This window comes from Candidatus Zixiibacteriota bacterium (genome assembly GCA_029860345.1).
In the GTDB taxonomy this organism is placed as follows: Bacteria; Zixibacteria; MSB-5A5; order GN15; family FEB-12; genus JAJRTA01.
Window position 1 is genome coordinate 265,327 of the sequence record JAOUBJ010000003.1, and the last position, 11,689, is coordinate 277,015.

Here is an 11,689-nt window from a genome sequence, read left to right on the forward strand (position 1 = left end):
ACTGAACGGCAAGACTTGAGTCGCCCTTCGACTCTGCTCAAGATGAAGTTGGTGTGCTCGTTTTGAGGTCACGGGGCGCAAACATGCTATCCTAAACTACCTGTGAATATAATCCCCGATCTTGCGAATGCGAATCATCTCATCGTCGGACAGAGGACCCTTGGCGAGGGCAGTGACACCTTCATCGAACTCCCTCTCGTTGCGAGGTCCCATCATGCAGAGATCGACGTGTGGATCGGACAAAACGAAGCGATAACAATCGGCCGCCGACAACGATTCTTCACCGGGTGGCATCTTTTTCTGCTTGAGCAGTTTCGCCCAGCAGGTTGCGGTGAAGACTGTGATCCCCGGCCTGTCGTGGTCTGAAAGGTATGGGAAAATATCCCCTTCGGCCCCTCGGTGCACCGCATTATATCGCACCATGAATATATCTATCGATGAATCTTCCAGCTGCGCCAGTTTCCCGAAAAGACTCCGGTTGTGTCCGGACAATGCGATGTGGCGGACCAGACCTGCCTCTTTCATGTCGATTGCCTTGGCAATTATGCGCTCGGACGGAGATTTGTTGTGCCAGCCCAGAACCAGCACGTCGGCATAGTCCAAGTCAAGCGTTCTGAGACCCTTCTTGATCGAACGCGAAAGCGTTATCCCGAAGTGATCGAAGGATTGCAGCGCTACGATCATATTCTCACGATTGTTGGCAGCCAGATTCCGAAGACCGTCTCGCATACCACGGGTGCGCAGGGCCCCCCAATAGAAGTAGTTGATATTATACTCGTGAAACGCCTTTTCGACAGTCGCCGCGGGTGTTCCGTAAGCGCTGGCCAACCCAAGACGGCTGACCTTGAGTCCTGTGCGGCCGAGTGGTCGGTGGGCTGTGAAATCAGATCGGTCCATGGTTGTTTCTATTGTACTATCGCCATTCGGCCTTGGCAAGGCCTGAGATTGCTTCCAACAGCGGAACTAGAGCGAGTTAACTTTGTTGTTGCAAAACGGACTTGGAGACTCTATTTATGAGTGCCAACACGGCTTTACTTACAATTAAGGTGTGTCGAAGTATATGCAGGAACCGAATTCAGACGACCGGACCAGTACTCATTTCGCGTTGAAGCCCGGCACAACAGTCGCACACTACCGTCTGGTTGAGAAAGTCGGAGCCGGCGGGATGGGTGAGGTTTATCTGGCCGACGACACCAAACTTCAGAGACAGGTGGCGCTCAAATTCCTTCCGTCGGCTCTCGCGAACGATGAAGAGGCCAAGTCACGGTTCATGCGGGAGGCTCAGTCGGCTGCGGTCCTGAATCATCCGAATATTATTCATATCTACGAAGTGGGTCAGTTTCACGATCGACCCTATTTCGCGATGGAGTACGTACCCGGTGACACCTTGCATCGTTTCGCCCACGATGACCCCCAATCGGTGGAGGAAGTTGTAGAGATGATGCTCCAATTGTGCGAGGGGCTCGCTGAAGCGCACAGTCATGGGGTAGTGCATCGCGATATCAAGGCGGACAATATCGTAGTCGACAAAAAAGGTCGACCACGCATCCTCGATTTTGGTTTGGCCACGGTGGCCGGTGATGCAAAACTGACCAAGACAGGCTCCACTATCGGTACGATTGCATATATGTCGCCGGAGCAGGTTGCCGGCAAACAGATAGACCAGCGTTCAGATCTGTTCAGCCTTGGCGTGGTTCTCTACGAAATGCTGGCCGGTCGGACACCGTTCAAACGTGACAGCGAGGCAGCAACACTTCAGGCCATAGTCAACGACGAACCACAACCGCTCGAAAGATATCGCAGTGGCCTTCCGGAAGATTTGTGCAAAATCGTCGACAAGCTTCTGTCCAAAGACCCGGACCTCAGGTATCAGTCAGCCGAAGGTGTACTTCCAGACCTACGCCCGCTTCGGGCTGGTTCCTCAACCAAATCGACGCCGGTGGTGCTGCCTCGCAAACGCTCACCGTTGCCGCTGATCGGACTAATCGGCGTTCTGGCCGTTCTGGTTGTCGCGGTGATTTTCTGGAAGCCGTGGGAGACAGAAACACCGGTGGACACGGTACCAATGATCGCCGTGCTGCCGTTTGAGAACCTGGGGGCGCCGGATGACGAATACTTTGCCGATGGTATGGCCGACGAAGTAACCTCCCGATTGGCCACTATCGAAGGTTTGGGCGTGATCTCCAGCATCAGTGCCATCAAGTACAAGGACAGTGACAAAAGCCTAACCGAAATCGGCCAAGAGCTTAACGTTGGCTACATACTGGCCGGCACGGTAAGGTGGAGCAAGGTCTCAGGTCAGGCAAAGGTGCGCATCACACCGCAGTTGATTCGGGTTGCCGACGATCGTCAGATGTGGGCGGAGATCTACGATCGTGAACTGATGGAGGTGTTCGCGGTCCAGGCTGATATTGCAATGCAGATCGTTCAGCAACTTGGTCTGACACTGGTAGAAACTGATCGCACGGGATTAGCTTCACAACCAACCGACAATCCGGAAGCCTATGCCCACTACCTAAAGGGAGTAAGCATGACCCGGGATCCTGACATAGGATCGATTCGGGGGAGTAATCCTGCTATTGCCCAGTTTGACAGCGCATTGGCCTTAGACCCGGACTTCGCACTGGCCCACGCTTACAAGTCGATCGCCCATTCCTGGGAGGCCTTTGGCTTTCTCTGGTGGCAGAAGGACACGACGGATCACCGAGCTATGTCGCTTACTTCCGCTCAGAAGGCACTTGAACTACAGCCGCAACTGTCGATGGGGTATCTGGCAATGGGTACTTATCATAATCTGGTGGGACGAGATTATGATCGAGCACTTGAGGAATTCTCAAAGGCACGCTCAGAGATCCACAGTGATGCCCAGTTGATTTCCTCGATTGCTCTGGTCGAGTGGCGTCAGGGGAGATTTGGTGATGCTCAGGCGAACTATCGTCGAGCGGTGGAGCTCGATCCGCTCACGGCAGAGAACCAGTTTAGTCTGGCAATATGTCTTTCCTTCACCAATGAGTTTGACGAAGCGTTGCTGATAATGGATCGAGCAATTGCATTGGAGCCGGACCAGGCAATGTACTATACGCGCAAGATAGGTTTGCTGATAGATGGATACGGCGACTTGGAAGGCGCCAAAGCAGTTCTTGAGGAAGCGGCCAAGCATGTGGACGTGCTCGAAGTATTGGCTGTGGAATTCTTGCAGTATGGATTAACGGAGATTTCAAACGACTCGCTTTTGAACAGCCTTTCGGGGCCTTTCCGAGATTCAGTACCTCCCGGAATGTATTACGGCGCAGTCGCCCAGGCATACCGCACTGCCGGACAAACAGAATTGATGATCGAATACTGTGATTCCACAAGGATCGCACTTGAGGCGATCTTGTCTTATGTGACAAACGAGCACGGGGTCTACGAAGTTTTGGGGATGGCCTATGCCTGTCTGGGAGAGGCTGACAGGGCGATTGAGGCGGGACTCAAAGCGAAGGAGATGATGTCGGTTGACGACTGCCACTGGTGAGGACCGGGTGTGGTCATGGTCATGGCCAAGATTTACACGATGGTGGGGGAGCAGGACGCAGCCATCGATGAGTTGGAGTATTTGTTGTCGATAGAGGGTGGTTACACTGCGCACAGCCTGAATCTCGATCCTGAGTTTGATCCCCTGCGTGAGCACCCTCGTTTTCAGTCTTTGTTGGAGAGGCACGGGCTCGTTCAGCGCGGTAGTTGAGAAGTGTTCCGAACTACTTTATCCAGTTTCCTTCACAACCCTGCCTTGGGTATTCGGTTTATCTGGCAACAGCCACTTCTTCGGATAATTGACGTTCATGACGATGCTTGATCCTGCACTGAGCAGTGGTAACCTGACGCACAACACTTGAGTTGCCACGAAATCTGCGGGCAACGCGATCAAGGATTTTCAGATGTCTGGGACTGCCAACGATTTCGAATGTCTGACACGCTACCATCACTTCATCCTCGTCTTCCGATTCAATTTGAGCTTGCGCTGCTCTAATCTGTCTTGTGATGTATGCTTGGGTCTCTTCTGCCAAGGATTGGGCGGCAGTAAGCCGAGACAGCTTAAGCGCTCGAATATCCTTTCGGATGGTCCTGGTACGAACAATCGATAAGACTGATACGATCAGGAGCAGTGCGCTCACAGCCAGTACAACTATTTCAGCCATCACTGTCCTCCTGCAGTTGTTTTTGGGTGACCTTGGCGAAAGTGTACACCGTATACGACACGCTGGCTAATACCGCCACAAGATTGGCCACGAGGTATAAATAAAGCTTGCTAAGGCCAAGGGTCGCTTCGTTGCAAAAATACTCTTTGGTCAAGACATCGTGTTTAATGAAACCGAAGACCATCAGAATCAGGATTGCTACCATCCGAGAATATTCTGCGGGGCTGTTCAATTTGAAGAAATGGGGCAAACGCAACTGGACCTGTCTCAAGTGCACAGAGACTCCAAATAGGAGCATTGAGGAAAACAGCAAAAGGTCCCCCTGTGCAAACACCTTGAGTACCGGGTGTCTAGAGTCGACGATAAAACTCTGATCGAAGTACACCATTAAAAGCACACCCAATGGAAGCACAACTTGCCAGACTCGCCAGTCTGTGTGCTGCGCCCTGATTACCGGTTCGCCCGTGTAGGGCACCTTCGTGTTATCTTCACTCATATCGGTATTTCCCCAAAGTCTTCTGTGTTATTGGTCGCGCATTAGTTTTGGCAAATCCTGCGACGGCTCTAACAGGTCAGCGATTCCTACAGCGGCATGATTTGCTCAACCTTTGCAAGAAAAACGCCAACATCCTTCAGTTCCAAACGGGTGGAAAAACACCCAGCAGGTAAGAGCGCCTCAGTAAAGTCGTCTGCTATCTTTTTGTCAAGGCGCGTCGTAAGAACGAGTACGCTTGTGCCAGATGCATCCAACTTGCTCTTCATCAGCCTATAGAACACAAGACCAGTATCATAACCTGAATCCGTCTTCGATGCAGGGTACTTCTTCTCTTCCTCGGTATTCTTGGTCGGTATCATTACATCGAGAATCAACAGGTCATAGGTGAATTCGCACAGTTTCTCTTCGGCCTGGCTGACACGATTCACAGTGGTGACTTCATATCCAGCCATTTCTAGCTTCTCAACATATGGCGTCAACCACGATGCGTCATTGTCGAGCCAAAGGATTCGACCCTTGCTCTCTTGCGCTTCTTCCTGCATAAGACTGTATTAACTCCTTACCTTTGTAGTGTGCCGCACGGCTGGTCTTTGTACTTCTACGCTGGACATCAGCAACCTTGAAGAGCCTTGGCGGCGGATTTCACTATCCCTCAAACCCATCTAATCATACAACAGTTACTCCCTATTAGGCAATTTATTTTATACTCTGTCTAGACTCCCTTGTGTTGGCAGGCGTACGATGAAAGTGGAGAGTCTTTCGTGCTTTTCAGACAGTTCCACACCCAGATCTCCCCCCACCGCTTTTATCAATTCCCTGGCTACCCAAAGACCCAGCCCTGCTCCACCATGGTGGCGACCCAGTCCAACATAGTAGCCGCGTCCAAATTTCACAAAAATCCGCTCGACTTCATGAGGTTGTATGGGTTCGCCAACGCTCCTGACCTTCAGCACTGCTTCACCAGTCTTCCGTTCATAGCCACACTCTATATCCACTCTTGAGTCCTCATCGGCGTACTTCATTGTATTATGGATTAGACTGTAAAGAACGCTCGTGAAGACCATGCGTGGCAAGTGTACAGTCGGAAAGCCCTGAGCAGTGATGGAGTGAAAGCTCAAGTCAGGCCGAGCTTGGGTACTTTGTAGTCTCTCGGCAAGCCTTCGCATTTCTTCTGGCGCGTTGATCGGTTCGTTGACCAATCTTACGTCCTGCTCAGCCTCTACAGCGAAAGTGCTGAAGGTGCCGACAGAAAGGCAGAGGGCGTCCTCTATCAAGTCATGGAGCCGACGCAGACGTACCTGAAGAAAAGGCGTCAGATGGACATCAAGCACAACCGACACTGCGCCTGACATACTGGTCAAGGGGCCTACTATCTGATGCGTGAGTGTCAGGAGTTGTTTCTCTCGGTCATCGGCCATGGCTTCAGCTACCTGCAGCGCTTGTTCGGCTGCATCTGCATGCCGTACAGCCTCCAGCCTGTTTGCCTCCGATTTCTGCATCTGCAACTGCCACCTGATTATTTGCACCAATCGCAGAGCGAGTCTTTCGCCCAATTCTTGATCAGCATCTGTAAACCAGCTACCCTTGAGTCGACGATTGACAACTTTGATGACGCCGTAGTTCTCAGATTTGGAGCCTATCGGTATCCCCATCCAGGATTCGATAGGACTGCCAAGTGCCTTCTCGAGGATTTGGAGCATTGGTCCATTGAACTCTTGCTCATGAAGGCGGACATCATCGATTCGCATTGTCTCCCCACCGTTAGCCACCAGATCAGTCATACTTCCAGTCCGGAAGATTATGTGATCATCTTCAAGCTCTATCTTCTTTGAGAAACCAGGTGACGCCTCGAGAGCAAATAGATCCTTGTCCGGCGGGTCACGGTAGATTATCATGCAACCTTCGGCGTCTAAGTGCTTCTTTAGAACATCTGCCGCCGATGGGAACACTTGTGCGAATTCCTTCAATCGGAATAAATCATCAAGTTCCCGAATCGCCTCCGCTTTTGCTCGTCCCAAGACTTGGCTCAACGCATCAGCAAAGACATCTCCGAGTACGTTCACGAATAACTCTTCCTGGGTGATGATGGGTGGTCCCTTTTCCCTTCCTGTCAAAACTAACAGCGCAACTCTGCGCTGTCCCACCATGATCGGTACTATCACAGCCGGAGCATCTAAGGCGTCCGCGAACAGGTCCCAAACCTCCTCTTGCTTTTGGACCGCTTTCTTTAGGGAACGATAGAACAGACATTTTCTGGTTGCCATTACTGAGCCATCTGAAATAACCCTTGAGGTGTCAGCCTGTTCAGCTTGCCTCCCGTATTGGGGTCCCATTATGAGGAGCCGCCCCTTGTCTTGGTGCACTACCTCGTACCAGAGGCACGCCGATCCATACCACAGAGCCTCTTCGCTTGTGCAGAGATCTTCAAGTGACTTACTAACGGCTTCATCAAATCTCGATTGCACCGATTCATCAGAAACAGCTAAAGAACCATAATCAGGAATTGTACTGGATTCCTGGCGAAAATGGTCCTTACATCTTTGTAATATGCGGAGCCTGGCTTTTACTACTTCTTCGGCGGCGGATCTGAGCGAAGATATTATGGTCACCGTAAAGACCGTGACCGCCAGGGTCCCCAATATCGGACCAGCGCCCAGAAAGAGAAAGACCCCCGTCGGGTGGTGCGGATCAACACCTAATTGAGGTGCGACAAACTGTCCAATAATCAACAAGCCCAACAAACCGGCGAAGAGTAGAACAGCATAGTTGCGATTGCGGCCTACGTATGCACCGTAGATAACCAGATTCAACACCAGCAAGATAGTCAGATGCGAGAATCCGAGTCCCATTATTGCACCGACAAGTACTGTGACATACAAGACACCAAAGTCCAACGTGAAGTACAAGTCGAACCGGGGCGGAAGATCTTCCGAGCCGGCCTTTGCAGCCCATCGCTCAATCCCCTTCGCAAACGATCTGTGCAATGCGAGATTCAGCCCAACCGCAGTGAACCAGGCGCCCCCTAACACGTACACCGACATCCAGTATTCCTCATAGACCTCAGCTACGGTACACCCATACCAAACGAGCAAGACGTAGGACCCCCAAAACGCCCCCGATAGGGCCAGGAAGATCGCTCGCTGATTGTAGAAGAACATGGCCAGCGGCGAGTGTCGCAACTCTGTCACTTGGTAGCGCTGTAGTCCTCGCAGCAGGCTGAACCGTCCCACCAACGCCTCAAGCACGCTTCTTTCGTAGAGCTTTCTGGCTTGCCTGTCGAACCAACCACGGACCTTATTGATCGGCCACCTGGTCTTGCCGCTGATTGGGCGGGATCGATCCGTTGGTCGCCCAGATACTGGATCGGTCATCGCCTGTCACTCCGTTTCCCTATTTGCCTGGTCTTGAACACTTGCGCAAGTATAGTAAACTTAAAACAAGGTGTCAACAGTCGATTCATGCTTCGGATCAGGCTATTGCAGCCTGATCGAAGCCCCGAACCAGAGAGATCAAATCGCACGGGCTAAGGACCGCGCGCCCCTACTCCTCCAGGCGTCGGATATAGGTCCACAGGGCCACTACCACCAACGTGATGAAAAGCGTGGCCAGACCAAGCCCCTGCCGCCGGAAAGACCACTCATCAATCAGAGCACCGGAGTTAGCCCTCACTTCCATCGCTTTGTTGTAACCTTCGTCGGCCATGGCCAGGATAGTATCCAAGGCGAAAGCGTGGACCTGGGTCCGCGTGGCAATCAAAGTTTGCTGAACCTCTTTGAAGCGGAACTCTTCATCGGTGGTCATCATGCCTTTGGTGATAGCGTCGTCGAGAGCCAGTCGCGCTTCGTTGTGGGCGTTGGCAAGTTTCTCAACGGCCAGCGACATGGCCGCGGCGATAGCCAGTCCCTGTGTACCGTCATCTTCATCATGGCAGTTTACGCACAGCGACGGTTCTCTGTTGCCGACCATCTGGTCGAACGGTTCTTCGATCAAGTGGTTCGAGTGGCAGGTTTCGCACATCGGGAAGTCGTTTTCTTCGAAAGCGGCCCGATGGGGCGAGGCGTCGAACAACTCCGCCTCAATCGCATGGCAGTTACCACATACGTGCGACACCGATGTCATCCCCGGCGGCGCCGCTCCGTGGTTGCCATGGCAGTCGTTACAGACCGGCGCACCCAGGTCGTTGCGTTCAAACAACGCCTTGCCATGAACCGAGGCCGTGTAGTTTTCAAACTGATCGGTCGGGATGTTATAACCGGCCATGTGCGTTGTGTCGGCGTGACAGTTGGCGCAGGTCTGTGGCAGGTTCAAAGGATGCGTATTGGAGTGTGGTGTACGTGCGTCGGCTATCTGGTGTGAGCCATGGCACGAAGCACAGTTGGCGGCCTTGTCATCTCTGTCATTGAACAAGCGCTGACCATGAATCGAAGTTTTGAATTTGGCCAACTGGTCGGTCGGTAGCGAGGGATTGTGCTCGTGCATGTAGTTGGCATCGCTGTGACAACGGGCGCAAAAGTCCGGCACTTCCAGATGGGTGGGCACGCCACGCCAGCCGCGCGACTCGCGAACGTCATCCATATCGTCAAGCGACCGATCGCCGCCGTGGCAATCGGCACAGCCGAGACCTTTCTGGAAGTGGATGTCGCGTGTAATCAGGTGCGACGGTCCGCTATCTTCGTCCTCAAAATCCTGGTGACAGGTGAGGCAGTTGTCATCCTGGGCTGTGACAAATGTGGGTGCGAGTATCAGCCCGAGGATTATTATGAACAGTTTTGTATTCATTTCATCCGCCTCCTATTCCAGTATGTATCCGAGCGCCGTCATGACAATCACGAAGGCCAGCACGAATATGCCGAAAGCCGTGAACAGTTTCGAGGGCTTTCCTTTGGCGGATTTTCGATTTAAGTAAGGCACCAGGGTCCATATCAGCCCACCAATGGTGAAGACGCCGATGCCGAACAGCTCACCCTCCATAAACCAGACGTGGGCCGGGAGCATTTTGAGCGCCTGGAAGGCAAACATGAAATACCACTCCGGTCTGATCACGGCCGGCGGTGGAGCAAAGGGATCAGCTTTGGCCCCCAGCGGCCAATGAATGGCGCCGATGCCATCCGGGAAAAGCACAGATAAAACGGCCAGGAGGTTTAGCACGATCAGCCAGACCAGCAAGTCACGAAGTATGAAGCTGGGGAAAAACTTCTGATACCGCTTTTGATCGGCCGGCATGTTCTCCCAGTGCAGAGGTTCGCTCATCCCCTGCCGCTGCAAGAAGAGCAGATGCCCCGACAAAACCAACGTGGTGATGCCGGGCAGGATGGCGACGTGTAATCCAAAGAACCGTCCGATGGTGGCGCCGGTAACTTCCTCGCCACCGCGCATGACAATCAAAATCTGTTTGCCGACCACCGGTATCGCGCCGGCCATGCCGGTACCTACTCGGGTGGCAAAGAACGACAGCTCGTTCCACGGAAGCAGGTAGCCTGAGAACCCGAACATCAATGACAGTCCCAGTAGCGCCATTCCCGACAGCCAGGTCATCTCACGCGGTCGGCGATAGGCCGAGGTGAAATAGACACTGAACATGTGGATGAACACGGCGAGAACCATCAAATTGGCCGACCATGAGTGAAGCGAACGTATCAACCAGCCGAACTCGACGTTGGAGATGATAAACCGCACCGACTCGTATGCGGAATCGGCGCCGGGGCGATAGTACATGAGAAGCAGAATTCCGGTCAGGACCTGCACGATAAACAGAAAGGCCGAAATGCCACCGAAGTAATAGAAGATCGAGTGGCTGTGGACCGGCACCACCTTGCCCCGCATGTACTCTACCAGCGAATCCAATTTGAAACGCTCATCGAACCAACCGTAGATTTGTGAGCCCATGTTATTGTCGGTGGGGTTCGTCATTATGCATCCTCCCGACTGACAAAGATCGTTCCGTCGACTTCGTTAATCACATACGAAGCCAGCGGCTTGGGGGGCGGACCGGATATGTTCTGTCCATCAAGATCATAACGACCATTGTGGCAGGAACACCAGATAATACCAAGGTCGGGTCGGTGCTGCACGGTACAGTCAAGATGAGTGCAGGTGGCGGCCAGAGCCCTCAACTCGCCCGCATCACTCATGAAGATAATACCTAACTCACGACCATATTTGAAGTACTTCGCCCGGGTAGGGTCGGCCTCAATGTCGGTCCGCGCAAAGGTCAGTTTCAATTGGGAAAGCTTGGCCTCACCGACAGCCGGGGGGGTAATGAACCTCGCCACCGGGTACAATATCGATCCGAGCGTAGCCACGGCACCACCACCAAGAAACAGTCCCAGGAAACTACGGCGGCTTGTTTTCTTCTCTGTCACTATACCTCCGAAGTCGTTCGTCTACATCAGCGGACATGGTAAGAAGATGCGCCGTTTAAGTCAAACGGAAACGGTCTCCTATTCAATCAATCAGGACTGTTTTTATGTACCATTCTCAGAGAACGGCTATGGCGTCAATCTCAACCTGAACCCCTTTGGGCAGCCCGCGCACCGCCACTGTGGCCCGCGCCGGTGGCTTGTCGTCAAAATAGGAAGCGTAAACCTCGTTCACAGCGACAAAATCGGCCATATCCTGCAAGTAGATGGTAGTCTTCACCACGTCGGAAAAAGCCGCCCCGGCCGCCTTGAGAACAGCCTGCAAATTGGTCATGACCAGCTTGCACTGAGCAGTTACGTCACCATCGAGCAGTTCACTTGTCCCCGGCACCAGAGCTATTTGACCAGAGCAGTATATCGTGCTCCTTCCAGTGGCTTTAACGGCTTGCGAATAGGGGCCAATTGCGGCCGGAGCCTGGTCGGTTGTGATGATTTCTTTCATTGTGATAGATCACTTTCTCGCGCTTCGCGGCGATAAATCGCTTTCTAGTTGTTAACCTCAACTTCATTTCCGGGTGGCACCCTCAAAGCTTCCTTTGGGGGTGACCCATAAATGGGCTTCTTGCGCGTCGCGTGCTTGTAACTTCAACTTCTCT

The 11,689-nt window shown here is 52.8% G+C and carries 11 protein-coding genes; 2 read left to right on the plus strand and 9 right to left on the minus strand.

The annotated features are described in order from the left end of the window. Nucleotides 1-96: 96 nt before the first annotated feature. On the minus strand, nt 97-897 hold the full coding sequence (locus tag OEV49_04755; protein ID MDH3890371.1) for an aldo/keto reductase: 801 nt from the start codon (nt 895-897) through the stop codon (nt 97-99). Nucleotides 898-1,060: 163 nt separating this feature from the next. On the opposite strand from OEV49_04755, the gene OEV49_04760 reads away from it, so the two are divergent. Both OEV49_04760 and OEV49_04765 read left to right on the plus strand, forming a co-directional pair. Further along, nucleotides 1,061-3,514 carry a tetratricopeptide repeat-containing serine/threonine-protein kinase gene (locus OEV49_04760; protein MDH3890372.1) on the plus strand — a complete coding sequence of 818 codons (2,454 nt, stop codon included), beginning with the start codon at nt 1,061-1,063 and terminating at the stop codon, nt 3,512-3,514. A gap of 21 nt (nt 3,515-3,535) precedes the next feature. Next, a complete protein-coding gene (locus tag OEV49_04765; protein ID MDH3890373.1) occupies nt 3,536-3,724 on the plus strand; it encodes a hypothetical protein in 189 nt (62 codons plus the stop codon). Between the two features lie 58 nt (nt 3,725-3,782). Here OEV49_04765 and OEV49_04770 read toward each other — a convergent pair whose 3' ends face one another. The 8 genes from OEV49_04770 to OEV49_04805 all read right to left on the minus strand — a co-directional run bounded on the left by OEV49_04770 (nt 3,783) and on the right by OEV49_04805 (nt 11,535). Continuing rightward, on the minus strand, nt 3,783-4,178 hold the full coding sequence (locus OEV49_04770) for a hypothetical protein (protein MDH3890374.1): 396 nt from the start codon (nt 4,176-4,178) through the stop codon (nt 3,783-3,785). Next, complete coding sequence (locus OEV49_04775) at nt 4,171-4,674, minus strand: hypothetical protein (protein ID MDH3890375.1); 504 nt, start codon at nt 4,672-4,674, stop codon at nt 4,171-4,173. Before OEV49_04775 ends, OEV49_04770 begins: the two co-directional genes overlap by 8 nt. A gap of 86 nt (nt 4,675-4,760) precedes the next feature. Beyond that, nucleotides 4,761-5,216, minus strand: coding sequence for a hypothetical protein (locus OEV49_04780; protein ID MDH3890376.1), 456 nt, complete (start codon nt 5,214-5,216; stop codon nt 4,761-4,763). Between the two features lie 159 nt (nt 5,217-5,375). Next, nucleotides 5,376-7,715 carry a GAF domain-containing protein gene (locus tag OEV49_04785; protein ID MDH3890377.1) on the minus strand — a complete coding sequence of 780 codons (2,340 nt, stop codon included), beginning with the start codon at nt 7,713-7,715 and terminating at the stop codon, nt 5,376-5,378. A gap of 499 nt (nt 7,716-8,214) precedes the next feature. Further along, entirely contained in the window at nt 8,215-9,453 is a 1,239-nt protein-coding gene (locus OEV49_04790; GenBank protein ID MDH3890378.1) for a cytochrome c3 family protein, read from the minus strand. A gap of 12 nt (nt 9,454-9,465) precedes the next feature. Further along, the gene (locus OEV49_04795; GenBank protein ID MDH3890379.1) at nt 9,466-10,584 is read right to left on the minus strand and encodes a cytochrome bc complex cytochrome b subunit; all 1,119 of its coding nucleotides are present in this window, start codon (nt 10,582-10,584) and stop codon (nt 9,466-9,468) included. Beyond that, nucleotides 10,584-11,036, minus strand: coding sequence for a ubiquinol-cytochrome c reductase iron-sulfur subunit (locus OEV49_04800; GenBank protein MDH3890380.1), 453 nt, complete (start codon nt 11,034-11,036; stop codon nt 10,584-10,586). The genes OEV49_04795 and OEV49_04800 overlap by 1 nt, the downstream gene beginning before the upstream one ends. A 115-nt stretch (nt 11,037-11,151) precedes the next feature. Beyond that, nucleotides 11,152-11,535, minus strand: a complete 384-nt coding sequence (locus tag OEV49_04805) for a RidA family protein (GenBank protein MDH3890381.1) — start codon at nt 11,533-11,535, stop codon at nt 11,152-11,154. Between the last annotated feature and the right edge of the window lie 154 nt (nt 11,536-11,689).